A 23,299-nucleotide genomic window follows, 5' to 3' on the forward strand; every position below is an offset into this window, starting at 1 on the left:
GCCCGACGTACCGAACGAGCCACCGGGGATGGTGCGTTCACCGGTCGCCGTATGTCTGCGCCTGGGTGCGCCACATCGCCGCGTAGCCGCCGTCGGCCGCGAGCAGCGTCTCGTGGGTGCCTTCCTCCGTGATGGTGCCCTTGTTCAGGACGATGATCCGGTCGGCGGTGCGGGTGGAGCCGAGCCGGTGGGTGATCAGGATGACGGTACGTCCCTTGGCCAGGCGCCGGATCCGCTCGTACATCGCCTCCTCGGCGAGCGGGTCGAGGGCGGAGGTCGGTTCGTCGCAGACCAGCACGGGGGCGTCGGCACGCAGGAACGCGCGGGCGGCGGCGAGGCGCTGCCACTGGCCGGGGGACAGGTCCCTCCCGGACCAGTAGGAGGGGGCGAGGTTGGTGTCCAGGCCGTCCGGGAGGCCGGCGAGTACTTCGTCCGCGCCGGCCTGCGCGGCGGCGGCGAGGATCGCGTCGTCGTCGTGGTCGGTGCCGAGGGTGATGTTCTGGCGGGCGTCGGTCTGCCACCGGGCGATGTCCTGGGGCAGGATCGCCAGCCGGGCCCAGATCTGCTCCGGTGGCGCGGCGGCCAGGTCCACGCCGTCCCAGGTGACGGCGCCCTCGGCCGGGTGGTAGAGCCCCACCAGCACCTTCGCCAGGGTGGACTTGCCCGACCCGTTGGCGCCCACGATCGCCAGCACCTCGCCCTGGCGGACCGTCACGCTCACGTCGCGCAGCGCCGGAGTCGCGGCGCCGTTGTAGGAGAAGGTGACATTTTCGGCGCGGATCACCTGCGGGTCGAGCGGCACGTCGACCGGTTCCAGGAGGGGGCGGGCCCTCTCCTCGGCGTCGTGGATGAAGTCCTCCCAGTCCCCGAGATACAGGCCCACCCTGTAGGTGGTGTTGAGGCCGGCGACCAGGCTGGCCAGCAGGATTCGGCTGGTCTGGACGGCGACGACCGCGGTCCCGGCGGCGGCGAGCGGGACCTGGCCGGCGACCACCAGCCACAGCAGCGTCCCGTACACCAGGAGCATCGCGCCGCCGGCGAGTGCGTCGCCGGTGAGCTGGTAGCGGGCGGTGGTGGCGCCCATGCGGCGGGCGTGCTGGTCGAGCCGGTCCACGAGCGTCCCGAACTCGCGCAGCAGCCACGGGCGCATGGTGTTGGCGCGCACGTCGAGCGCGGTCGGCCGCCCGGCGGTGTGGTACATCAGCGTGTGCCGAAGGCGCCGGTCGGCCAGGGTGTGCCGCTCGGCCAGGTGCTCGGCGCGGGCGGCGCGCACCGCGGCCGCGCCACGGGGCAGGACCGCCAGGAGCAGCAGCGGGACGAGCAGCGGGTGGAGGGCGGCGAGGATGCCGACGGCGGCGAGCAGCCCGAGCAGGCCGGCGGCGGTGGCGGCGATCGAGTCGACCATCAGCCGGGTGTCCTTGCTGGCCCTGTTCGCGGCTTCGGCGTGGTTGCACCAGTCGGGGTCGTCGTAGGCCGCGAGCGGGACGCGGGTGGCGGCGTCCAGGTAGCGCATCTCGGCCAGGCCGTCCACGCGGGGCCCGATCCGGGCGGTGACGGCGGTGGTGCCCGCGGCCGCGAGCGAGCGGGCGATGCCGACGGCGGCGATCAGCACGAGGGCCGGGGCGGCGCCTCGCAGCCGCTCGTCCAGCGCGCCGGTGGTGAACAGCGGGATCAGGGCGCCCCGGGTGGCGTAGAGCGTGGTCGCGGTGAGGATCCCGCCGAGGAGCAGCAAGGCGGCCAGAAGCTTGACCGCGCGCCGGTCGGCCTGCCACGCGAGCCGGATCACGATGGCGCACAGGTGCGGCAGGCGCCGCAGGACGGTGGCGAGGCCGTCGGTGCCGGCGCTGTCGTGCCGCTCGGCGGCGACGCTGTACTGCGGGAGCGCCTGGTCGGCGAGGTCGGGACGGCGCGTACGGAACAGAGAGCGTCGCTGGCCGGGGCCGGCCTCGGGCTGTCGGGTGGTCGTCATGCCGGGGCCAACGATTCACCCGAACGGGTGTAACGGGTCTGCGGGGTGGCGAATTCTCAAGCGGTCGGGCCGACTTGGAGGACCGGCAGGTAGTGCCACACCCGGTCGGCCGGTTCCTGGCCGATGATCTCGCCGTGCGCCTCGGTCCAGGCGTGGGCGCCGCGGGGCAGGAACGTGGCGCCGAGGACCCAGCGCACCCGGCGGCCGGTGAGCACGCCGGTCAGGAACGCGGCCAGCGACTCCTCCAGGCAGGCCACCCGGCCCGGCCACCAGCGCGCCGCCCGCCGCACCGCGTGGTGCGCGGCCTGCGCCTGCGCGACGGTGGCCGGGCGAGCCGGCAGCGTGGCGGTGCGGCGGGCGGCGGCGACGCCGTACCGGATCGGCAGGCGCAGCAGCACCAGCGCGGCCGCCAGTGCCACCGGCGCGGCCAGGCGCAGGCCCAGGCCGGTGGGGACGGGGGCGGCGAAGTGCACCGTCGGCTCGGCGTCGTCCGCCTCGGCGGGCCGGTCGGCCGGGGTGAGGAGGTCGGCCTTCCGGAGGGCGGCCAGCACGGCGGCGAGGTCGGCCCGGACGGTGTCGGGGTCCTGGCCACGCTGCTGCCAGTGCGCGGCGAGCTGGTCGATGGCCTGCTCGGCGGGCACCCCGCTGGTGACCGCCCGCCACAGGTCGGCGCCGACCGGGTCGAGGAAGCGCCACGTGCCGGCGCCTCGGCGGGTGTCCATCAGAGCGGTGCCCCAGGCACTGGTGCAGGAGTGGACCGCGCCGGTCGGCGTCACCACGTGATCTCCTCGTGTTCCTCGTTCGGTTCCCACCAGGTGTCCCGGCCGGTCGGGATGGTGGCGAGCCACAGCTCGGTGGCGATGAGGTAGTGCAGGCAGGCCAGCGCGGCCGGCTCCCCGCGCAGCGCGGCCTCCAGCGCCGTGCGGGCCGAGCGCGGGTCGATGAGTCCGGCCCCGGCCAGCAGAGAGGTGTTGAACAGCGCCCGGATGATCGGGGCGTTGGCGCGCATCCCGGTCGTGACGGTGCGGGTCATCGCGGTCTTGGTGCGGCGCCCCAGCAGGTAGCCGGGGACGCGACCGGTGAACGCGGCCCGCGCGAGCGGCTTGAAGTCGGACGGGACGCGCCGCTGCCAGCCGGGTACGCCGTGGCAGACGTCCACCACCTGGTTGTCCAGGTAGGGGGCGTGGATGGGCACCTGGAACAGCTGGCGGGCGATCTGGTCGTAGGTGGCGTGCTCCTCGCCCATCCGCTCCAGGAACAGCCGCTCATGCAGCTGCGCCGGGCCGGTCTCGGAACCGGGCGGCGGGGCGAGCAGGGCGGCGACCTGGGCGCGGCCGTCGCGGGTCAGCCACGCGGCGGCCGGCAGCGTTCCACACCAGGACAGCGACTCCCAGGGCGCGACGAGCTGGCTGCGGTCCAACGGCGCGCGGCCGCAGATCGTGTCGGCCAGCGCGTCGAGGGCACGGCCGTACGGGGTGCGCAGCGTCGTGTGGGCCTGGCGCAGCACGGCGGCCGTGGAACAGCGGCGTTCCCGGGCGAACGCGGCCAGACGGCGGCCGGCCTCGACGCGGCGGCCGGTGCGGTAGAGGTCGAGCACGGCCGTGGGGACGGCGTCCAGGACGTCGTCCCCACCGCGACCGGTCAGGTGCGCCCCGCTCTCCCAGGCGCGGACCGGGGCGAGCTGGGCGCCCTTGACGGCCAGCACGCCCACGCTGAGGGACGGGCTGTCGGTGACCGGCAGCAGGCCGGTGAGGCCGTCGAACTGGCGGACCTGCTCCGTGTCGCCGTGGACGATCCGGTGGGTGATGGCCGGGTAGTCCGCAGCGATCCGGCGGGCGTACACGCCGTCGTCCTCGTCCTGCATGTGGCGGTCGGTGTAGGTGACGGCCAGCAGGTCGGTGAACTGCGCGGCCAGCGCCGTCAGCGTGCTGGAGTCGATCCCGCCCGACAGGTCGGCAGACAGGCGGCCCGGGAGAAGCGCGCGGCGCTCGACCGCGACGGTCAGCCGCTCCTCCAGCAGCCCGGCGCCGGCCATGAAGTCCAACGGCCCCGCCGAGGGCAGCGGCTCGGTGCGCGGCGCCCGGCCGGGCTCCAGGACGAGCGCCTGGCCGGGCGGCACCCGGTTCACGCCGGTGAAGCAGCTGTGCTCGCCGAGCAGGTCGACGCCGCGCACGGCGAACGCGGCCAGCGCCCGGGCGAGGTCCGGTTCGCACTGCCGGTAGGCGGCCAGCGCGACCGCCGAGGTGGACCACAGCACGGTGCCGCCGTCCAGCAGCCAGTGCACCACCACCGTGGCGGCCCGGTCCCCGGCGAGGTAGACCCGCTCGCCGTCGCGGACCACGGCCAGGTAGCTGCCGGGCAGGCGGGCCGCGCGGTGCCAGCGGCCCGCGCCGGTCTGCGCCAGGGCCTCGCTGCGCTCGGCGTCGGCCGCCAGGCAGCAGCCGACCGTCACCAGCTCGGCCCGACCGTCCGGGGCGGCCTCGACGGAGGTCTCCCAGTCCTCGAAGCCGACGGCCCACACCGTCCCCAGCGCGCGGGTGACGGGGACCTCAGCTCCGCCGCGCGGTTTCCAGCCAACCTGTGCGGGGTCCTGCTGCCCGGTGTCGAAAGCCCCCGTCACGTACCGCATCACGGCCATGCTGTGCCCTCCCTCGGCTCGATGGGTATGCAGCAAGCGGGTGCCCGCAACCGCCGCATAGCGCGCGGCAGTTGCGGGCACCCGCCGTAGGTCTTACTGCCAGTACTGGGTGTCGTCGGCGCTGTTGGCGCCGGCGGAGCCGAGGGTGACCTCGACGACGGTGCCCAGCTCGTCCAGCGCCGGCGTCACGTACTCGGCGGTGTCCTTGATCACGATGTCCATCTCTGCCTCCGCAGGGGGATTCTCCACGTCCGGCTCGGTGGCCGGCTGAGGAAGAGACTGCCGCCAACTCGCCCATCCGAAAAGACGTTTGGTGTCACTCTGCTGTCATACGGTCTACTGGTTGTGATGTCGGGCGGTGTGGTGCTCTCATGGTCGAATGGCTGATCCAGGAGGGCGGCGCCTGCGGGTGGCCCGGGAGATGTACGGCTGGAGCGGCGCGGACCTGGCCAGTCGAATGAGAGATGCAGCGAATCGGCGCGATCGGCGCTCAGGATGCACGCGCCAGCTCATATCTGACTGGGAATTAGACAAGAAGCGCCCGACGTGGGAGTCCCAGATCCTGCTGGCGGACGCGTTCGACGTTCCCGAGGCTATGTTGGTGACGCACCCCTGGCCGAACTGGTTGCCCCACCCCGACGAGGAAGAGGGGAACATGTCGCTCAACCGACGGGACTTCATTGTCGTCACCGGGATGGCCGCCGCCCTGCCGGCGATCGCCGCGGCCCCGGTCTCCGCCACCGAACGCCCGCTGGTGGGCGCCGAGACCGTCCACTACCTGCGGACCGCTGCACTACCGCTGACCACCATGCCGACCGTCGAACGCCAGCACGTGGTCCCCCTCCTCGACTCCAGCCTCACCACCATCACCGGCCTGCTGGAGAACGCCCGCTACGACACCCGTACCGGTGTGGCGCTGAACCGGCTTGCCGGCCAACTCGCGCAGACCTGCGGTTGGACTCGCTTCGACATCGGAAACCAGGACCAGGCCGGCGCGCTGTGGAACCAGGCGCTCAAGCACGCCAAGGCCGCCGGCGACCGCGACATGATCAGCAGCATCGTCGCCGACTTCGCCTACCAGGGACTCTGGACCAACAACGCCGAGGAGTCCGTGCGCCTGCTCGAAGGCGCACTCGCCCGGCCCATGCACGCGACGGTGCGCTCACTCCTGCACCTGCGCAAGGCCCGCGCCCACGCGGCCCTCGGCGAAGCCGCGTCCTGCCGGCACCACCTGACCAAGTCCGAAGCCGAACTCGCCCGCACCAGCGCTGAGGCCCCTCCGAGCTGGGCAGCGTGGATGAGCGAAGCGGACATCGAGATCGACGGCGGCCGGTGCCTCATCGACCTCGGCGAACAGGCACCCGGCATGAAGCGCATCGACCGCGGGCTGTCCCTACTCACCAAGCCCCGTTCGAAGACATATGCCGTGTTCCAGACCTACCGTGCCGAGGCTCTGCTTCATCAAGGCCAGGTCGAGGAAGCCGCATCCGTACTGTCCAGCGCACTTGAGACAGCCCGGCAGATCGGTGCGAACAGGTGCATCGACCAGGTTGCTCAGATCAGCGACCGGCTTCACAACCACCGGTCAGTCGTCGGCGTCGACAAGCTATTGCTGAGTGTCAAGGCCGCCCGAACGGCAGCGTGAAGCAGTCGACCGAACTACCTGCGAGCCGCTGCCCCGTCGACCAAGGAGCCGACTGGGCATCGGCCCTTGCCAGACGCCGCCGACCTCCGCGCTGGCAACTCGGGCCGTGGTTCACCTATACCGGGAAGCTGCCGATGAACGCTTCGCGGCCTCCGGTCAGGTCGAGGGGCTGGGGGTCCACGTCGTAGTCGATCCACCACACGACGGGCACCTCCGGGGCGAGTTCGCGCACCACTTCGTAGATGACGGTCAGGGGCCCGGCGGGCGACCCGCGGTCCTCGAAGCCGAACGTGCCGTGGCGGAGGTTGAACGACAGTTCCGCTGGCCGGTCGGTCCCGGTGTCCGCCACGATCTCCAGGAAGCCTTCGTACGCGCTGCTCACCGTGGCGTCCGGCCAGAGCCTCAGGATGATCTCCTTCACCTGCTCGCCGGTGAAGGCCCACGGCCCGGCGTGCTCGCGGTCGGCGCTGACGTAGAAGCTGGATCCCACGGGGTGCTCTCGTTTCTCTCGGTGGTGCGGCCGGGCGCGGCCGGTCAGGGTTCGATACGGACGCGGCCGGTGACGCCCTGGGCCGTCATGAGGGACTGGAAGTAGGCGGAGGCCTTGGGGTCGTTCGTGATGAGTTCGAGGTGGGTGACCTTGTTGCGAGGATCGCGCAACGCAGACGCGTACTTCTCCAACTTCTTGGACTCCCCCTCCATCGTGCTCTCGTATACGAACTCGAAGACCCCGTCGGCGTTGTCCAGGCGGAACGGGGACTTGCAGCTGTTCTGCTGGCCGATGTACTTGGCGTCGATCGCGGCGCCGTCCTCCGGGCGGACACCGTCGGCGTCCATGCCCAGTTCCCGCCCGGTCGCCGGGTCTGTGACGTCGGTGTACAGCCGGTACTCCGTCGACCCGGCCACCCTGACCTGGTAGGCCCGCCTCGCGTTGATCTTCGGGTCCGCCTTCGCCGGCGGCGCCGGCGCGTGGGGGCCGTTGGCCTGGAAAGTCCTGTCGTCCTGCTCCATCTGCGTCATCCACGCCCGGATCGCCGCCTGCTGCTGAGGGGGCAGCAGCGGGAAGGGACTGGTCGGGTCGTGCGGTAGCGGCGGCATGCCGGGGGTGACGGTGAACGGCGGCGGCTTCGGCGTCGGCGCTGCCGCAGCATCGCCCGCCCCGGCCAGCACGACACCCGCCGCAGTGGCCGTGGCAAGGGCTCCTGCTCCGACCGGGATCAGGCCGGCTGCCGCGGTGTCGACCACCGCCGCCGCCTCGGCCAGCACGGCGAGCTCCGCGCTGCCCTCCACCGCCGCGGCCATCGCGACCGCCGCGGTGCCGGCCTCGGCCGCGATCGCGGCCTCTCCCCCGGCGGCCGCGACGTCGGAGCCGCCGAACGTGAAGACCGTCAGGGCGATGCCGACACCCGCGACGATGCCCGCCCCGATGGCCAGGTCCTCCAGGGTGTCCCGAAGGTCCTCGACCTCCTTCGCGTACGCCTCGCAGGCCTGCCCGAGCTTGAAGGCCGCGGTCGTGATGCTGTTCAGCAGCGGGCCCTGCGTGGCGCAGCCGTCGTGCATCCTCACCCAGTTCTGCGCGAAGGACGTGACGGCGCTGGAGGTGCTGGACCCGGTGACCCGCCGCACCCTCTCGTCGCCCTCGACGCCCAGTCGGCTGATCAGGCTGGCGAAGGCCTTCCAGCCCGCCGCAGCCTGCCGGAGCTTGCCGGGGTCGCCCTGCGGCCAGAACTCCCTGACGATGCTGTGGATGGCGCCGCTGTCGTTGTGGCCGACGGCGGAGTGGAGCTTGGCCTTCGCGATTTCCTCGTCGCACTCCGGGCTGGCGGACGCCGGGAGCTTCTGCGGGGCCATCATCTCGGCGGCCACGTCGGCATCAGCCGTGAGGTAGCCGGTCGCCATGGTGTACAGACCGTTGGCGGTGCCTCCCAGCTGGCCGACGGCTTGCGCCATCGCGTCGACGAGCTTCTGCGCAGCCGGGTCGTACTTGGCGGCGAACGCCTTGCCGGCGTCGTCGTCACCGGCCATGCCCGCGACCTCGTCCATGGAGAACACGAGGCTGCGATAGATCTGCCTGGCCGTGATCTGCAGGTCGCTGAACCCAGCGGCCGCGACGATCATCTCCGCCGGCTTGACGTGAAAGGTGGTCATCGGGCCCCCGATTGTCCGTCCTCGTTCACGCTACCAAGGCACCGCACCAGCAAGACGGTGCTCGACGATGTTCCCCCCATTGGACGAACTCAACCGGGAGGTCCACGGGGCGATCCCCCGTGGCAGCAGCAGCCACCAGGGCTTGGCTGGCGGTCTCGTCCTTGCAGCGGCCCGGGCCGATGACGGCGGAGACCGGGGTCGCCTTCATCGGCGGTCGTTGACCACGGCACCTGGGCAGCACCGGAAACACCCGGGGCCACGGACGAGCACGAGGGTGGGCAAATGCCGAGATTTACGGTTCTGGCCACGGCTGGCGGCGGCGCCCTCCACATGCACCTCCCCGATGGACGTCGGCGCTCAGTGCTCACGGAACGTGATCCTGCGCCTGCCGGCAGAGCCAGGTGGACGGCCACGTACGTGGGTGGAACGGGGCCCGAAGGGGGCACTTCGGGGGCACTATCCCCGCTTCGTCCCCGCTCGGGGATAAAAGGGATAAATTGGAGGCCAGGCAGAGCGCCGGCGCAGGCGGCGAGAAAGCTCCAAATACGAAAAGGGCCAGGTCAGTTGATATCTGACCTGGCTCTCTCGCTGGTGGGGCGCCAGGGGCTCGAACCCTGAACCTACGGATTAAAAGTCCGCAGCTCTGCCAATTGAGCTAGCGCCCCGCGGCCCTGGAACACCCGGGGTTCCGGGTGGGAGGACCACGGCGATCCTACCCGGTGGGGCCCAGGGCTCCGCCAGTGGATTGCGCGGGCGTGCCGGGGTTGTGGAGCGGGTCTTGAGGCGGTGTGTAGTGGGCGGCGCGGACCCGGCGGAGCCAGGCCTCGACGGGGCGCGGGTCGGGCGCGGCGGGCAGCACGCCGGGGCCGGCGAGGCGGTCGGCGGCGTCGGCCAGCAGGCCCTCCGCGAGGGTGGGGTGGTCGGCGATGCGTTCGCCCAGTTCGCGGATGCGTTCGGGGTCGGGCAGCCGGATCGGGTTGCGGCCGGTCTCGTGCAGGCGGACGGCCTGCCCGACCAGCCGGACCAGGTGCCGGGCGTGCTTGGCGGCCCGGCGGCGGGTGGCCGGGTCGGTCGTGTCGCGAGTCAGCAGCTTGCGGAACTGCTGGTCGGCGTAGCCGAGGTAGGCCTTCCGTACGGCCGGTGCGCTGAGGAAGGCCGTGCGCAGGCCGACCAGTTCGTCGCCGAGCGGGGTGCGGACCTCGTAGAGCCCGTCCGGCAGCCAGACCAGCTCGGAGGCGGTCGGGTTGCAGCCCAGCGCCAGCCGGCACCACTTGGCGGCCTCGTGCAGGGTGAGGTCCGGCGCGGTGGTCACCTGGGACTCGGCCGGGCGGTGCAGGCCGTGCAACTCCTCGGTGGGGGTGGCGAACAGGCCCAGCCGGTCGAGGTCGGAGCCGGCGTGGGCGAAGCCGTACGCGGTGGAGCCGACGATGCCGGAGAGCAGCACCGTGCCGGGGACGGACGGAGGGACGGGAGCAGCGGGAACGGCGGACATCGGCGGACTCCTCTCGTACGGACGGGCGGGCACCGCATCCTCGTCCGGGCATCCTCGCCGGAGCGGGCCGCGCCGGGCGAGCGAATTCCGCTCCGGCGCCGGCCCGGCCGCCGATACCGGGCCCCGAGGATCGCGGCCCCGCGGGCGGCCGCGGCGGGTGTCCCCGGCCGGGCCGCCGGGTAGCGTACGGGCCATGTCGACCACCCCGACCGATGAGGTCCTGATCGTCACCGGCGCGAGTCGCGGCATCGGTGCCGCCACCGCCCTGCTGGCCGCCCGCCGCGGCTACCGGGTCTGCGTCAACTACCGTACGGACGAGGCCAACGCGGCCGCCGTCGTGGAGAAGATCCGGGCCGACGGCGGCACCGCCCTCGCGGTCCGCGCCGATGTCAGCCGCACCGCCGAGGTGGAGCGGCTGTTCACCACCGTGGACGCCGAACTCGGCCCGCTCACCGGGCTGGTGAACAACGCCGGCACGCTGGAGAAGCAGTGCCGGCTGGAGGAGATCGACGAGGACCGGCTGAACCGGATCTGGGCCGCCAACATCACCGGCCCGTTCCTCTGCGCGGCCCAGGCCGTCCGCCGGATGTCCACCCGGCACGGCGGGCGCGGCGGCGCCATCGTCAACGTCGGCTCGGCGGCCTCCCGGATCGGCTCGCCGAACGAGTACGTCGACTACGCGGCCGCCAAGGGCGCGGTGGACTCGATGACCCGCGGCCTGGCCCTGGAGGTCGCCGCCGAGGGCATCCGGGTCAACACCGTGCGGCCGGGGCTGATCCACACCGGCATCCACGCGCTCGGCGGCGAGCCCGGCCGGGTCGACCGGGTCGCGCCCAACCTGCCGATGCGCCGCGGCGGGCAGCCGGAGGAGGTCGCCGAGGCGGTCCTCTTCCTGCTCTCCCCGGCGGCCTCGTACACCACGGGGGCGTTCCTGGAGGTCTCGGGCGGGCGCTGAACAGCCCGGTTCCGCACCGGAGGGGGCCGGTTTCGGCCAGCGTCGTCCCGCCACCGAGCGGCCCCCTCCGGTTTCCTTCCGCCCGTCCGCCCCCGCCCGTACGGTGGTGGCCATGACCGACGCCTTCATCGACATCCCCGGTGTGCGCAACTTCCGTGACGCGGGCGGGATCGGCGCCCTCCGCCGGGGCGTGCTGTACCGCTCCGGGTCCTTCCACACCCTCACCGAGGAGGGCGCCCGGCGGCTCAAGGCGCTCGGCCTGCGGACGGTGTTCGACCTGCGCAGCGCGTTCGAGCTGCGGACCTGGCCGGACCAGCGGCACGGCCTCGACCACGAGTCCCTCAACCTGCCGACCCTGCCCGCCGACCGCAAGGACGTCGACCGGCCCTGGCCCGAGGACCAGGCGGCCCTCTACCCCTTCATGGCCGAGACGGCCGGCCCCTCGCTGGCCGCCGTGGTCCGCCGCCTCGCCGCGCCGGACTCACTGGCCGCCGTCGTCCACTGCGCCGTCGGCAAGGACCGCACCGGCCTGACCATCGCCGTCCTCCAGTCCCTGCTGGGCGCCTCCGAGGCCGAGATCACCACCGACTTCCTGCGCTCCAACGTCGGCCTCGGCCTCGACAAGGGCCCCACCCCGTACGTCGACGAGACCGGCACCGAGCGGATCTCCCGCCCGGTCGACGCCGGGCACCTCGCCTCCTCGCTGGCCTGGATCCACGACCACCACGGCACCGTCCCCGACTACCTGCGCCACCACGGCACGACGGACGCCGAACTCGACGCCGTCCGCGCCAAGCTCTCGGACTGACCGGCCGTCAGCCCTCCCGGCGCTCGAAGCGCCACCACTGCGCCGGGGTGTCGGCGTCCTCCCGCTGGTGGACGTCGGCCTCCGGGGTGTCGCCCGCCGTCAGGGGCTTGCCGCTGATGAAGCTGGTCACCGTGTAGGTGCCCGGGGCGTCGACGTGGGCCTCCAGCAGCCACTCCTGGGCGCCGAAGGCGTTGGCCGACCACTGCTGGATCCGGACGCCGTCCTCCGTCGAGGCGCCGGCGACGTCCAGGCGCTTCCCGCTGCCGACGTTCTCGATGTGGAACAGCGCGCCGCCCGGGTGGACGGCGGTGAGCCGCCAGAGCCGGGCGTCGCTGCCGTCGTCCGCGCCGAGGACGATCCGGGCGCCGCTGCGCCGGGAGCCGTCGGCGACCCGCAGCAGCAGGCCGCTGCCGACGTTGCGGACGAGGTAGCTGCCGTCGGTGATCGCGGAGTCTGTCACGACCGCAGTCTGCCACCGGGCACCGACAGGCCGTCCCGCACCGCCGTACGGGCCGCCGTGCGGGCCGCCGGCCGAGGGCTCTCCGCAGGGGGCGCGGAGGAGTTTCCGCCGGACCGGCCCCGCCCCCTATGCTGCGGCGAATGTCCACCGAGCAGATACCGTCGCACCGTCAACAGCCCACCTTCTCCGAAGCCGTGGCCGCCCTGGAGGCCGTGGTCGCGGCCGGGGACGACGAGCGGTTCGGGCCCGCCCTCGGCCTGGTCGGCGGGCTGTTCGGCGCGGCCGCCCCGGCGGAGCGCGTGGCGGCCGGCCCCCGGCTGGCCGCGCTGCTGCCGGACGCCCCGTCCTTCCCCCGCGCGCACCTGGCCATGGTGGTGGGCGCCTGCGTGGAGCACGGCGCCGACCCGGTGGCCTGCTCCGGCCCGGTGCTGGCCGGTCTGCGCGGGGCGCTGACCGGCGCGCAGCTGCTGGTCCGGCGCTGGGTCTCCACCGGCGGCGGCCCGCTGCCCAGCGCGGAGGAGGACGATCCGGCCGAGGCGCACGAGCGGATCGCCGACCCGGCGCACCTGGACGAGTGGCACGCGCACCTGGCCGTGGTCGCCTGGTGGACGCTGCACCTGTGGCAGCAGGCGGCCTGGGCGGTGTACGCGCACGCGGAGGTCCGGGCCGAGGCCCGCGCCTCGGGCGTGACCGAGGTGCTCCTGGAGCTGTTCGACCGCTACCAGGGCGAGCAGCACGACTTCAAGGGCCTGGTCCACCTGGCGCTGATGCTGGACGACGAGCCGCTGCTGGTGCTCGACCGCCCCACCGGCACCGGCTACCTGCTGCGGATGAGCGGCCTGAGCGACACCTTCCAGCTGCACACCCTGCTCGCCGACGTGCTGATCGGCGGCGGCCACCTGCCCGGCACCCCGCAGGAGCGGGAGGTGGTGGCGCTGGCCCGGACGGCGTTCCTGGACGGCCGCCGGGTGATCGCCACCGGTGCCTTCAACCTGGTCGCGCCGGACGGCTCCTGGATCTGGAACGAGGGGACGCCGGGCGATATCCCGGTGGTGGACGGCGTGCGCACCCTGGTGCTGGAGCCGCTGCCGTACGAGCGCAGCTGGTCGGCCGGGCGGTTCATCCAGGAGGTTCCGGGCGACCTGCGGCTGGAGCGGGTGCTCGACCCGGCGGAGGCCGCCCGCCGGCTGGCCGCCACGGTGCCGGGGCAGACGCCCGCCGAGGCGTTCCGGTAGACCGGGCGCTCCGGGTCCAGGCGTTCCGGGAGGCCCCGACGGCCCCGCCCGTTCACCGGGTTAGGGTCGGAAGCCGACACAGCCCCCCCTACGAGTGGAGTCGACGATGGCGAAGGTCCCGAACGTGCTCGCGGCCGCCGCGCCCGCCGCGCTGACCGCGGCGAGCGGTCTGGTCGGCGGTTACGGCGTCGCCCGCTGGAGCGGCCGGCGCGAACTGGGCGGCGCGGTGCTGGCGGTGGCCGGCGCCGGGGCGGCCGCGCAGTGGCGCCGGAGCTCGGGCACGGGCACCGCGGCGGCGCTGACCGGCCTGTACGTGGCGGCCTTCGGCGGCTCGCACCCGCTGGCGAAGAAGATCGGCGCCTGGCCGTCCGTGTTCGCGGTGACCGGCGTGGTCGCCGCGGCCTCCACGGCCGCGACGGCGCTCTCCGCCCGCAAGCGCTAGCCGGCCCTCACCGGACCGCGCGCTCCGCACCGAACCGGGCCTCGAAGGCGGCCCGGTTCGCCGAGACCGGCGCGCGGTCCCAGACCGCGAACACCACCCGGTCGAAGGCCGCCCCGTACCGGGCCAGCGCCCCCTCGAAGGCCTCGGCGACCTGCGCCGGGTCGTTGCCGAACACCCCGCAGCCCCAGGCGCCGAGCACCAGCGTGCGCAGCTCGTGCCGGGCGGCCGCGGCGAGCACCCGCACGGCCCGCTCGGCGAGCACGCCGCGGACGTCCGTACCGGGTGAACGCCGTTCCAGCTGACCGGCGTTGGGCGCGGGCGAGGTCAGGAAGGAGACCGGGTACGGCCGCGCCAGCAGCTCGCCGCGCCCGTCCCGGATCACCGGCACCGCCGGCGAGACGATCACCCGGTGGCTGTACCGGAGGTCGGTGGAGGCCCGGTGCGCCTCGTAGTAGTCCGGCGCCTCCAGCAGGCAGCTGTACAGCAGCGCGCTGCGGCACAGGTCCTCCTCCTGGGCGCGGGCGCCGCGCAGGTAGCCGCCGCCGGGGTTGCGCGCGGAGGCGAAGTTCAGCACCCCGACCGGCCCCGCCCCGGCGTCGACCAGCCGGCGGGCGGCCTGGACGCTCCCCTCGGCCGTGACCTCGATCCGCCCGGCCGCCGGCCCCGGCCCGCGGCCGCCCTCCGCCAGCAGCGCGTCCAGCCGCTCCGGCGCGTACGACACCGTGCCGGCCTTCGCCGCCGCCAACTCCTCCCCCACCCGCACGAGTTCGCCCCCGGCCGTCCGGTAGCTCCCGCGCTCGGCGATCTCCTCGTTCACCCGTGCCACGTCGTGCAGTCTGCTGCTCATGGCCGCGACGCTACGGGACTACCGCGCCCGTGCGCCACAGGTTATTCTCACTTCCAGAACAACACCCCGGGGGGATGGCGGGGTGTCCGCGTGGGGGGGGGGAAACGCGAAGGGCCCGCTCCGGGGAGGAGCGGGCCCTTCGTGCGTTTCACGCGGTCGGCCCGGCCGTGTGGTCGGCCCGGCCGCACGTTCAGCCCGGCCGGCGGTCGGTCACCGCCGGTGCGGCGTCAGTTCTTCCAGCGCGGCTTGCGGTCGTCGCCGCCACCGAAGCCACCCGAACGGCCACCACGGTCGTCACGGTCACGGCCACCGCCGAAGCCACCACGGTCACGGTTGAAGCCACCGCGGTCGGACTGCGGACGGCCACCGGAGCGGTGGTCGTCGCGGCGCGAGAACGGACGGCTGCTGCCGCCGCGCTCGTCACGGTCCCGGCCGAAGGACGGACGGTCGCCGAAGGAGCGGGCCGGACGGTCGCCGCCGCCGAAGCCACCCGAACGGCCGCCGCGGTCGTCGCGGTCGCGGTTGAAGCCACCGCGCTCGCGGTCGCCGCCACCGAAGCCACCCGAACGGCCACCACGGTCGTCACGGTCACGACCGCCACCGAAGCCGCCACGGTCACGGTTGAAGCCACCGCGCTCGCGGTCACCGCCACCGAAGCCACCCGAACGGCCACCACGGTCGTCACGGTCACGGCCACCGCCGAAGCCGCCACGGTCACGGTTGAAGCCACCGCGCTCGCGGTCACCGCCACCGAAGCCACCCGAACGGCCACCACGGTCATCGCGGTCACGACCGCCACCGAAGCCACCCGAACGGCCACCGCGGTCATCGCGGTCACGGCCACCGCCGAAGCCGCCCGAACGGCCACCGCGGTCGTCACGGTCACGGTCACGGCCGTAGGCCGGACGCTCGCCGCGCGCCTCGCGGTACGACGGGGCACGGTCCTCGGCCTGCGCCGCGGGGGCCTCGGCGGCCGGAGCGGCCTCGGCCGACTCACCGGACTCGGCCTCGGCGGCCGGCTCCTCGTCCTCGATGCCCAGCTCGGCCCGCTCGCGCGCCGCACGGGCGGCCAGGCGGTCGGCCTCCTCGCGCAGCTCGGTGGCGCGGCGCTGCGCGCGCTCCAGCTGGCGGGTCATGTCGGCGAGCTCGCGCTCGGCGGCACCGGCGATGCCGGCGGCGCTCTCGGCCTGGACCTCGGTCAGCGAACGGGCGCCGGTGATCTTGGCGACCTCGGCGTCGAAGGCGTGGTCGAGGATGTGGCGCGAGGCGTCGACGCCCGCGTCCTCCATCAGGCGGAAGACGCCGCGGCGCTGGTGCGGCAGCACCAGGGTGACGACGGCGCCGGAGCGGCCGGCGCGCGCGGTGCGGCCCGAGCGGTGCAGGTAGTCCTTGTGGTCGCCGGCCGGGTCCACGTTCAGGACCAGGTCGATGCCGTCGACGTGGATGCCGCGGGCGGCGACGTCGGTGGCGACGACGACGTTGACGTAGCCGTCCTTGAAGTCGCCGAGGACGCGGGTACGGGCGCCCTGGGTCATACCGCCGTGCAGCGCGTCGGCCTTCACGCCGGCCTCGATCAGCTGCTCGGCGACACGGTCGGCGCCCATCTGGGTGCGGACGAAGATGATCGTGCGGCCCTTGCGGGCGGCGATCGCGTTGGTGATCGGCGCCTTGTCCTTGGGCTTCACCACGAGGATGTGGTGGGTCATGGTGGTGACCGCGCCGGCCGACGGGTCGACCTCGTGGGTGACCGGGTTCTTCAGGTAGCGCTTGACCAGGGTGTCGATCTCGTTCTCCAGGGTGGCGGAGAACAGCAGGCGCTGGCCGCCGGCCGGCACCTGGTCGAGGATCTCGGTGACCTCGGGCAGGAAGCCCATGTCGGCCATCTGGTCGGCCTCGTCGAGCACGACGGTCCGGACGTCGGCGAGCTTGGCGCTGCCGCGGTTCAGCAGGTCGCGCAGACGGCCGGGGGTGGCGACGAGGATGTCGACGCCGCGCTCCAGCGCGTAGATCTGGTTCGACATCGAGGTGCCGCCGCAGACGACCTTGAGCTTGAGGCCGAGCACCGAGCCGAACGGCTCCAGGGCGTCGGCGACCTGCATGGCCAGCTCACGGGTCGGGACGAGGATCAGGCCGCGCGGGTGCTTGGGCTTGGTGCGCTCGCCGTCGGCCAGGCGGGTCAGCAGCGGCAGGCCGAAGCTGAGGGTCTTGCCGGAGCCGGTACGGCCACGGCCCAGCACGTCCTTGCCGGCCAGGGCGTCCGGGATGGTCGCGGCCTGGATCGGGAACGGGGTGGTCACACCGCGCTTGGCGAGGGCACGCACGACGTCGTCGTGCAGGCCCAGGTCGCCGAAGGTGATGGTGGGCTCGGCGGCCGCCTCCTCGGTGGCCTCCACGGTCTCCACGGCCTCGGCGATCACCTCGTCCGCGGCGGTGTCGGTGATGTCGTTGATGTCGTTGGTGTCGGTGACATCGGCGGCGGCCTCGTTCGCGGGCATGGCGAAGCGGGCGTCGTCAACGAGAGACATGCAAAACCTTCCGGAAGTGGCACGCGCCAAAGTCCGGGGTTCTGTTTCACAACCGCCTCTATGCGGTCAGCCACGGATCGCCGGAACGCGCCAAGGGCGCCAGATGGGAATAGGGCGCCAGTCAAATGGATCAAACGAACGATCTACCACCATAGACGAACCTGAGGATCAGAGGCAAACCCCCTGCTCAATCACCTAATGCGCGACCACCCGCGGGCTCGGGGCCGAGGAACCGGAGCTGCCGGAGGACGGGTCCGGGGCCGGCGGGACGGTCGCCGCGGGCGAGCTGTGCTCGGGCGCCGGAGTGCCGGACGGGTGGCTGCTCGGGGTGGACGAGGGCGTCCCGGCCGAGCCGCCGCCGGAGCGGCCCTCCCCGGTGCCGCCCGCTCCGCCGGTACCGCCGGAGCCCGCCGTACCGCCCGACCCGCCCGGGCCACCGCCCGGGTGCGGCACGGGACTTGTGTTCGCACCGCCCGCCGAACCGCCGCCCGGACCGCCGTCGGGAGCACCCGACCCCGGCACCGGGACCACCCCGGCCACCGCGCCGTTCGCCCCCTGGGCCGCCTCCCCGGGCGCCGTCACGGTGGCCCCGTTCGCCCCGCCCTCGCCCTGGAGGCCCCCCGGCCGCTCCGGATGGCCCGAGGCCCCGCCCGGGTGCCCGGCCCCCGGCGAGGCCGAGGGCCCGCCCGTCGCCCCCGGCCGGGCCGCCGGACCGGCCTGCCCGACCGGCGCCACGCCGTGCTTCTCCTCCGCCGCCGGGCCGACGGACATGCACCCGGTCAGCCCGAGCCCGGTCACCGTCAGCAGCGCCGCCGCCCGTACCGCGCGCGAGCGCGGGAGCGCCGCCGCCCGCCCCGGAGCCGTACGCGCCGCGGCCAGCCGCACCCGCACCGCCCGTACCGCCCGCACCGTCCGTGCCGCCCGTACCGAAGCCACTGAGGTCCCTCTCTACCGCCCCACCCGGGCCGCCCACTCGCGCGCGGCCGCTTTTGGTGCCCAACGCGCGCCCGGCCCGGCGGGACACGGGCAGCGCCCAAGCTCGCCCGGGCCGGGAGGGCGCACCGCGCCCTCCCGGGGGCTTCCGGCGCCCCGCTCAGCCCCAGAGGGCCGAGGCCAGCTCCGCGCCCGCGTAGACCGCGGCCAGGCCGGCCGCCACGCTGCCGGCCGCGTTGGCCAGCGCGTACCGTCCGGCCCCGGTCTCGGCCAGCCGCAGGGTCTCGTACGAGAAGGTCGAGTAGGTGGTCAGCGCCCCGCAGAGGCCCGTCCCCAGCAGCAGCTGGACCTGCGAGGAGGCCGCGCCCGCCGCCACCGCGCCGGTCACCAGCCCGAGGACCAGGCAGCCGACCACGTTCACCGTGAACGTCCCCCACGGGAACACCGAGTCGTGCCGGGACTGCACCGCCCGGTCGGTCAGGTACCGCAGCGGCGCGCCGACCACCGCGCCCGCCACCACCAGCAGCCAGTTCACTCCGCCGTCTCCCCCCGGCCCGGATCCCGGCCCGCGTCCCGGCCCGGCTCCGCCGCCGGCCCCCGGCCCGCGTAGGTCACGACCTCGCAGCGGTCCAGCAGCACCAGCCCCTCCGCCACCATCCCGTCCAGCTGCGGCAGGAACGCCCGCACCCGCTCCTCCTCGTCCACGATCACCACCGCCACCGGCAGGTCCTCGCTCAGCGACAGCAGCCGCGTGGTGTGCACCAGCGACGAGGCCCCGAACCCCTCGATCCCCCGGAACACGCTCGCCCCGGCCAGCCCGGCCGCCCGGGCCCGGTGCACGATCTCGCTGTACAGCGGGCGGTGCTGCCACCGGTCGTTCTCCCCGACCAGCACGGTCAGCCGGAGCGCCGGCCCGCTCAGCCGGCTCACCGCACGCCCCCGCCGGGCGCCGTCGCGCCCCGTTCGGCCCCGCGGCGGACGGCCCGGTGGACCAGACGCCGGGTCAGCCCGGCCGCCGCCCACACCGCGAACAGCGCGCCCGCCAGCGTCAGCCCGAGGTACGCCACGGCGGGCCCCGGCCGACCGCCCTCCAGCAGGCGGCGGACGTCCACCGCGTACGTCGAGAAGGTGGTGAACCCGCCCAGCACCCCGGTGCCGAAGAACGGCCGCACCAGCGGATGCGCCTGGCGCCCCTCGGTGATCACCACCAGGAACACCCCGATCACCGCGCAGCCGACCACGTTGACCAGCAGCGTCGTCCACGGGAAGGCCGACGGCCCGGTCCGCCAGCCGAGCCCGGCCGCGTACCGGGCGACCGCCCCGATCGCCCCGCCCAGCGCGACCACCGCCACCGCCCGCCCCTGCCCGCGCAGCACCGGCGGCCGGGCCCGGCCGAGCCGTCCGCCGGGGGCCGGCGCCGCGCCCGACGGCAGCACCCGGGCCGGGCCGTCCGCCGCGGTGCCCCCGGGCGCGGCGCCGTCCGCGGCGTCGTCCACGGCGTCGTCCACGGCGCCCTCCGAAGTCGTCACAGCCCCATCAAACACCGGCCCCCGCCACCTGGCACACCGTCATCCGGCACCGGACAATGATCCGGTGGAGATGACCCGGGAAGAGTTCGAATCGCTGGTCGGCGACGCCCTCGACCAGATCCCCCCGCAGCTCGCGGCCATGATGGACAACGTCGCGATCTTCGTCGAGGACGAACCCGACCCGAGCGACCCCGAGCTGCTCGGCCTCTACGAGGGGACCCCGCTCACCGAGCGCGGCGAGTGGTACGCGGGCGTCCTGCCCGACCGCATCCTGATCTACCGCGGCCCCACCCTGCGCCACTGCGAGACCCACGAGCAGGTGGTCGAGGAGGTCCGCACCACCGTCATCCACGAGGTCGCCCACCACTTCGGCTTCGACGACCACGAACTGGACGAGCTGGGCTGGTCCTGACCCCCGCCCACGGGCCCCGCCCCCCACCCGGCCGAAACCCGTTTTGGCGATCCGCCCCGCATCCCATATGCTTCTCGACGTCCCCGAACGCTGGGAACAGCGGGACAGGCCACAAGCCCTCATCGTCTAGTGGCCCAGGACGCCGCCCTTTCAAGGCGGTAGCACGGGTTCGAATCCCGTTGGGGGCACGCAGTACCGTAGTAAAGTGCAGTGCGCAAGACCGCAAGACCCTGAGTGGTTCGCCACTTCTAGGTCCCGTGGAGCAGTTGGTTAGCTCGCCACCCTGTCAAGGTGGAGGTCGCGGGTTCAAGTCCCGTCGGGATCGCTCGTCTCGCAAGAGACGGTGCAGTACGGCCAGGTAGCTCAGTTGGTACGAGCGTCCGCCTGAAAAGCGGAAGGTCGCCGGTTCGACCCCGGCCCTGGCCACAACCCGGAAGCCCCCGTAGCGAATTCGCTACGGGGGCTTCGCCGTTCTCCCGCCCCACCGGCCGACTAGGCGAAGACCTCGATCGCGCACCTGGCCGCGCCGCTGCGTCGGATGCGGGCGTCGCTGGTGACCAGGGGGACGGCGAGGGTCTCGGCGAGTGCCACGTACTGGGCGTCGTAGGCGCTGATGTCGTGGTGGAGCTCCCGGACCCGCTGCCAGAGGACCAGCGTCTCGTGCTTGGTGACGGCGAGCGCCTGGTAGTCGGCGATCGCCTTCTCCGCCTCCTCCGCCGTGAGCTTCCCGCCCCGGACCATGCCGAACAGGGCCGAGACGAGCTCGTAGTCGAGCAGGCCCGGGGCGGCGAGCACATCCAGGTCGCGGAGCCGGGCGCGGACGGCGCGGCCGGCCGGGCCGTGGTCGGCGAGTGCCCGGACCAGGGCCGAGCAGTCCACGACGACGGTGGAGGTCACCGGCGCTCCCGGCCCTCGTCGATCGCCGAGAGGATGTCGGCGGTGCTGATCTCGGTCCGGGCCTCCCGGTCGAGCCTGGTCATCATCTCGGCGAGCGACGGGGTGGCCGCCTCGCGGGTGACGAGGTCGAGCAGGTAGGCCTGGAGGCTCTTTCCGGCCTGCGCGGCCTTCAGCTTGAGGGTGTCCAGGATCGGGTCCGGGACTTCGCGGATGGTGATGGCTGTCATGCCTGCATTTTAGCTGCACCAGCTGCATATTGCTGGCACTTCCGGGTGGGCGACCGGTTCCCCCTGGAGGGGGAGGGGGTACCGCCCGCGGGACGATCCGGCGGGGTGGGGCGGCGCGGGACCGTGGACGGCATGGAGACGACACGGGACACGGGGTGGAACCGGGTGGCGCGGGGCGCCGGGTACGCGGCGGCGGGGTGGGCGGTGGCCTTCGCGCTGGTGCACGTGTACTGGCTGGCGGACGGGCGGCTGGGGCTGCCGGACGGGCTGTCGGTGTGGAGCAGCACGCCGCTGCTGGTGATCGACGTGATCGCGATCCCGCTGTGCGCGGTGGCCGCGGCGGTGGCGCTGGCGCCGGTGCGGCGGTGGGGTGCCCGGGTGCCGGCCCGGCTGCTGGGCTTCGCCCTGTGGGGCACCACCGCGCTGCTGGTGCTGCACGCCGCGCCGTCGGTGCCGGACTGGATCGCGCTGGCCACCGGCGGCCGGTCGGGGGCCGAGCTGGACGCGATGGCCCGGTTCGCGACCTTCGGCTACGAGCCGTTCTTCCTGGCGGGCGGCCTGCTGTTCGCGGTCGTCTCGGCCGCCCGGCTCACCGTCCGCCGGGCGGCGGCACGGTGAGCCGGGCGGTGGGGCCGGGCGGCGTTGACCGTGTTCCTGGCGCCTGAGTAGGGTCGCGGACGGCGGGCTCGGTTCCGTCGAGCCCGCCATCCGGCCCGGTCAGGTGGTCAGGAGGTCCGGAGCCAGCTGTCGGTGCTGCTCACCACCGAGCCGTCCGCCGCGTACTGGGTGATCTTCGCGGCGTCGGTGCCCGGCTTCGCCACCACGCCGTAGTAGCGGAACGGGGAGTCCCCGACGGCGACCGGCACCGCCTCGGTGGTGCCGCCGGTCTTCCAGTCGACCGCGACCTTCGCGACCTCGGCCCGGACCCCTTCGATCACCACCGGCGGGATGCCCGTCGCGTGCTTGAGGCCGAGCGACGCGCCGCCGACCGCGGCCGGGTACCCGCCCGGGGAGGAGACCGCGTGCACGGAGTCGTCGGCCTGCCGCTTGCCGTCCACCGTGTAGTAGTAGTTCACCTCGTCGATGCCCGCGTCCCAGTTGCTGTCGACGTCGCTCTGCCTGACCGGCTTCACGTCCGGGTTGACGGCGTACCGCTCCGCCCGGATCAGCTGCGCCTGCTTGAGGGCGCCCTCCTTCGTGGGGGAGGTCGGCCACAGCGCCACCCAGGCCTCCCAGGCGTGGCCGTTCGCGGTGCCCTCGCCGACCTTGACCCGGGTGGGGTTGAACGGGTCCCGGGCGCCGGGCGCCTTCGGGGTGGCCGTGCCGCCCGCGGAGCCGGGGACGGCCACGTCGGTGGCCGAGGCCGCGACCACGGTCGAGACGGCCTGCCGGCCGCGCTCGCCGAGCACCGCCGTCCCCCCGGCGATCCCGGCGACCAGCGCCGCCGCCACCCCGGCGGTCAGCAGCCGTCGGCGCCGCAGCCGCCGCCGGCCGCCGGCGACCAGCCGGTCGTACGGGACCGTCCCGGTCTCGACGCTGCCGGCCAGTTCGCCCAGGGCCCGTACGGTGGCCGGCTCGTCGCCGCCCGCCTCGTCCCCGGGCAGGTACTGGTTGCTCATCTTGCCCCTCCGATGCTCGTCAGTCCGATGAGTGAGGAGGCCCCGCGGAGTTTGGCCAGCCCTCGGGCCGCCTGGCTCTTCACCGTCCCGACCGAGCAGCCCATGGCCTCCGCGGTCTGGGTCTCGCTGAGGTCCTCCCAGTAGCGCAGCACCACGGCCTGGCGCTGCCGCGGCGGCAGGGTGCCGAGCGCGGCGAGCAGCACGGCCCGGTCGTCCGGGTCGGTGCCGGCCGGCGCGGGCCGGTCCGGGAACTCGGTGACCGGGTACTCGACCAGCCGCCGCCGGAACCGCCGGGCGTGCTCGTTGATCACGATCCGGCGCACGTAGGCGTACGGATCGTCCGCGGCGCGCACCCTGTTCCAGGCCGCGTACGCCCGTTCCAGCGCCTGCTGGACCAGGTCCTCGGCGCCGTGCCGGTCCCCCGCGAGCAGGTACGCCGTCCTGAGCAGCCGTGACCAGGCGCTGCCGACGAACGTCCGGAACTCCTCGTCCCGGGCGGTCTTGTGGGCTCCCATGAG

The 23,299-nt window shown here is 74.0% G+C and carries 24 protein-coding genes, 4 tRNA genes and 1 pseudogene; 10 read left to right on the forward strand and 19 right to left on the reverse strand.

The window, feature by feature from the left end:
* Positions 1–37 precede the first annotated feature (37 nt).
* From ACLWS4_RS26925 to ACLWS4_RS26940, 4 genes are all read right to left on the reverse strand, one after another.
* Positions 38–1,969 (reverse strand): ATP-binding cassette domain-containing protein, encoded by a 1,932-nt coding sequence (locus ACLWS4_RS26925; protein WP_416875451.1) that lies wholly within the window; start codon positions 1,967–1,969, stop codon positions 38–40.
* A gap of 56 nt (positions 1,970–2,025) precedes the next feature.
* On the reverse strand, positions 2,026–2,748 hold the full coding sequence (locus tag ACLWS4_RS26930; protein WP_416875452.1) for a lasso peptide biosynthesis B2 protein: 723 nt from the start codon (positions 2,746–2,748) through the stop codon (positions 2,026–2,028).
* Complete coding sequence (locus ACLWS4_RS26935) at positions 2,742–4,607, reverse strand: asparagine synthase-related protein (RefSeq protein ID WP_416875453.1); 1,866 nt, start codon at positions 4,605–4,607, stop codon at positions 2,742–2,744. Before ACLWS4_RS26935 ends, ACLWS4_RS26930 begins: the two co-directional genes overlap by 7 nt.
* A 93-nt stretch (positions 4,608–4,700) precedes the next feature.
* The gene (locus ACLWS4_RS26940) at positions 4,701–4,829 is read right to left on the reverse strand and encodes a lasso RiPP family leader peptide-containing protein (RefSeq protein ID WP_416875454.1); all 129 of its coding nucleotides are present in this window, start codon (positions 4,827–4,829) and stop codon (positions 4,701–4,703) included.
* A gap of 157 nt (positions 4,830–4,986) precedes the next feature.
* Between ACLWS4_RS26940 and ACLWS4_RS26945 the strand changes: the two genes are divergently transcribed.
* Entirely contained in the window at positions 4,987–6,252 is a 1,266-nt protein-coding gene (locus ACLWS4_RS26945) for a helix-turn-helix transcriptional regulator (protein WP_416875455.1), read from the forward strand.
* A gap of 115 nt (positions 6,253–6,367) precedes the next feature.
* Here ACLWS4_RS26945 and ACLWS4_RS26950 read toward each other — a convergent pair whose 3' ends face one another.
* From ACLWS4_RS26950 to ACLWS4_RS26965, 4 genes are all read right to left on the reverse strand, one after another.
* Positions 6,368–6,742 (reverse strand): hypothetical protein, encoded by a 375-nt coding sequence (locus ACLWS4_RS26950; protein WP_416875456.1) that lies wholly within the window; start codon positions 6,740–6,742, stop codon positions 6,368–6,370.
* 44 nt (positions 6,743–6,786) lie between these two features.
* On the reverse strand, positions 6,787–8,400 hold the full coding sequence (locus ACLWS4_RS26955) for a restriction endonuclease fold toxin-2 domain-containing protein (RefSeq protein ID WP_416875457.1): 1,614 nt from the start codon (positions 8,398–8,400) through the stop codon (positions 6,787–6,789).
* A gap of 589 nt (positions 8,401–8,989) precedes the next feature.
* A tRNA-Lys gene (locus ACLWS4_RS26960) sits at positions 8,990–9,065 on the reverse strand.
* A 47-nt stretch (positions 9,066–9,112) separates the two neighbouring features.
* Positions 9,113–9,892: a DNA polymerase beta superfamily protein gene (locus ACLWS4_RS26965; protein WP_416875458.1), complete on the reverse strand. Its 780-nt coding sequence runs from the start codon at positions 9,890–9,892 to the stop codon at positions 9,113–9,115.
* Positions 9,893–10,085: 193 nt separating this feature from the next.
* On the opposite strand from ACLWS4_RS26965, the gene ACLWS4_RS26970 reads away from it, so the two are divergent.
* Together ACLWS4_RS26970 and ACLWS4_RS26975 are read left to right on the forward strand one after the other, a co-directional pair.
* On the forward strand, positions 10,086–10,847 hold the full coding sequence (locus tag ACLWS4_RS26970) for an SDR family oxidoreductase (protein WP_117488954.1): 762 nt from the start codon (positions 10,086–10,088) through the stop codon (positions 10,845–10,847).
* A gap of 112 nt (positions 10,848–10,959) precedes the next feature.
* On the forward strand, positions 10,960–11,655 hold the full coding sequence (locus ACLWS4_RS26975; RefSeq protein WP_074002065.1) for a tyrosine-protein phosphatase: 696 nt from the start codon (positions 10,960–10,962) through the stop codon (positions 11,653–11,655).
* A gap of 7 nt (positions 11,656–11,662) precedes the next feature.
* Here ACLWS4_RS26975 and ACLWS4_RS26980 read toward each other — a convergent pair.
* A pseudogene (locus tag ACLWS4_RS26980) lies at positions 11,663–12,121 on the reverse strand (RICIN domain-containing protein); the annotation flags it as partial.
* Between the two features lie 134 nt (positions 12,122–12,255).
* On the opposite strand from ACLWS4_RS26980, the gene ACLWS4_RS26985 reads away from it, so the two are divergent.
* Both ACLWS4_RS26985 and ACLWS4_RS26990 read left to right on the forward strand, forming a co-directional pair.
* A complete protein-coding gene (locus tag ACLWS4_RS26985) occupies positions 12,256–13,350 on the forward strand; it encodes a hypothetical protein (RefSeq protein ID WP_416875459.1) in 1,095 nt (364 codons plus the stop codon).
* Between the two features lie 106 nt (positions 13,351–13,456).
* Entirely contained in the window at positions 13,457–13,792 is a 336-nt protein-coding gene (locus ACLWS4_RS26990; RefSeq protein ID WP_387828310.1) for a hypothetical protein, read from the forward strand.
* 7 nt (positions 13,793–13,799) lie between these two features.
* On the opposite strand, the gene ACLWS4_RS26995 is transcribed toward ACLWS4_RS26990, so the two are convergent.
* The 6 genes from ACLWS4_RS26995 to crcB (ACLWS4_RS27020) all read right to left on the reverse strand — a co-directional run bounded on the left by ACLWS4_RS26995 (position 13,800) and on the right by crcB (ACLWS4_RS27020) (position 19,530).
* Complete coding sequence (locus ACLWS4_RS26995) at positions 13,800–14,639, reverse strand: TIGR02452 family protein (protein WP_049660839.1); 840 nt, start codon at positions 14,637–14,639, stop codon at positions 13,800–13,802.
* Between the two features lie 227 nt (positions 14,640–14,866).
* Entirely contained in the window at positions 14,867–17,164 is a 2,298-nt protein-coding gene (locus tag ACLWS4_RS27000) for a DEAD/DEAH box helicase (protein WP_416875460.1), read from the reverse strand.
* 195 nt (positions 17,165–17,359) lie between these two features.
* Positions 17,360–18,100: a hypothetical protein gene (locus ACLWS4_RS27005; protein ID WP_143204525.1), complete on the reverse strand. Its 741-nt coding sequence runs from the start codon at positions 18,098–18,100 to the stop codon at positions 17,360–17,362.
* 157 nt (positions 18,101–18,257) lie between these two features.
* Positions 18,258–18,632 (reverse strand): fluoride efflux transporter CrcB, encoded by a 375-nt coding sequence (gene crcB / locus ACLWS4_RS27010; RefSeq protein ID WP_074002061.1) that lies wholly within the window; start codon positions 18,630–18,632, stop codon positions 18,258–18,260.
* Positions 18,629–19,027 carry a DUF190 domain-containing protein gene (locus tag ACLWS4_RS27015; RefSeq protein ID WP_074002060.1) on the reverse strand — a complete coding sequence of 133 codons (399 nt, stop codon included), beginning with the start codon at positions 19,025–19,027 and terminating at the stop codon, positions 18,629–18,631. The genes crcB (ACLWS4_RS27010) and ACLWS4_RS27015 overlap by 4 nt, the downstream gene beginning before the upstream one ends.
* Positions 19,024–19,530: a fluoride efflux transporter CrcB gene (gene crcB / locus ACLWS4_RS27020; protein WP_416875497.1), complete on the reverse strand. Its 507-nt coding sequence runs from the start codon at positions 19,528–19,530 to the stop codon at positions 19,024–19,026. The genes ACLWS4_RS27015 and crcB (ACLWS4_RS27020) overlap by 4 nt, the downstream gene beginning before the upstream one ends.
* Positions 19,531–19,696: 166 nt before the next feature.
* Between crcB (ACLWS4_RS27020) and ACLWS4_RS27025 the strand changes: the two genes are divergently transcribed.
* The 4 genes from ACLWS4_RS27025 (at position 19,697) to ACLWS4_RS27040 (ending at position 20,464) form a co-directional block, all read left to right on the forward strand.
* Positions 19,697–20,038 (forward strand): metallopeptidase family protein, encoded by a 342-nt coding sequence (locus tag ACLWS4_RS27025; protein ID WP_074002059.1) that lies wholly within the window; start codon positions 19,697–19,699, stop codon positions 20,036–20,038.
* Between the two features lie 115 nt (positions 20,039–20,153).
* Positions 20,154–20,226: transfer RNA gene (locus ACLWS4_RS27030), tRNA-Glu, on the forward strand.
* A gap of 63 nt (positions 20,227–20,289) precedes the next feature.
* A tRNA-Asp gene (locus ACLWS4_RS27035) sits at positions 20,290–20,363 on the forward strand.
* Positions 20,364–20,390: 27 nt separating this feature from the next.
* Positions 20,391–20,464, forward strand: a tRNA-Phe gene (locus tag ACLWS4_RS27040).
* 66 nt (positions 20,465–20,530) lie between these two features.
* On the opposite strand, the gene ACLWS4_RS27045 is transcribed toward ACLWS4_RS27040, so the two are convergent.
* The gene (locus ACLWS4_RS27045; protein ID WP_416875461.1) at positions 20,531–20,935 is read right to left on the reverse strand and encodes a type II toxin-antitoxin system VapC family toxin; all 405 of its coding nucleotides are present in this window, start codon (positions 20,933–20,935) and stop codon (positions 20,531–20,533) included.
* Positions 20,932–21,162 carry a FitA-like ribbon-helix-helix domain-containing protein gene (locus ACLWS4_RS27050; RefSeq protein ID WP_117488944.1) on the reverse strand — a complete coding sequence of 77 codons (231 nt, stop codon included), beginning with the start codon at positions 21,160–21,162 and terminating at the stop codon, positions 20,932–20,934. Before ACLWS4_RS27050 ends, ACLWS4_RS27045 begins: the two co-directional genes overlap by 4 nt.
* Before the next feature lie 132 nt (positions 21,163–21,294).
* Here ACLWS4_RS27050 and ACLWS4_RS27055 point away from each other — a divergent pair, with 132 nt between their 5' ends.
* On the forward strand, positions 21,295–21,780 hold the full coding sequence (locus ACLWS4_RS27055; protein WP_074002181.1) for a DUF3995 domain-containing protein: 486 nt from the start codon (positions 21,295–21,297) through the stop codon (positions 21,778–21,780).
* A gap of 107 nt (positions 21,781–21,887) precedes the next feature.
* Here the strand turns inward: ACLWS4_RS27055 and ACLWS4_RS27060 are convergent, their stop codons facing one another.
* Together ACLWS4_RS27060 and ACLWS4_RS27065 are read right to left on the reverse strand one after the other, a co-directional pair.
* Positions 21,888–22,781, reverse strand: coding sequence for a hypothetical protein (locus ACLWS4_RS27060; RefSeq protein WP_074002056.1), 894 nt, complete (start codon positions 22,779–22,781; stop codon positions 21,888–21,890).
* A complete protein-coding gene (locus ACLWS4_RS27065; protein ID WP_049654070.1) occupies positions 22,778–23,296 on the reverse strand; it encodes a SigE family RNA polymerase sigma factor in 519 nt (172 codons plus the stop codon). Before ACLWS4_RS27065 ends, ACLWS4_RS27060 begins: the two co-directional genes overlap by 4 nt.
* Between the last annotated feature and the right edge of the window lie 3 nt (positions 23,297–23,299).

Source organism: Kitasatospora sp. SC0581 (assembly GCF_048159585.1).
In the GTDB taxonomy this organism is placed as follows: domain Bacteria; phylum Actinomycetota; class Actinomycetes; order Streptomycetales; family Streptomycetaceae; genus Kitasatospora.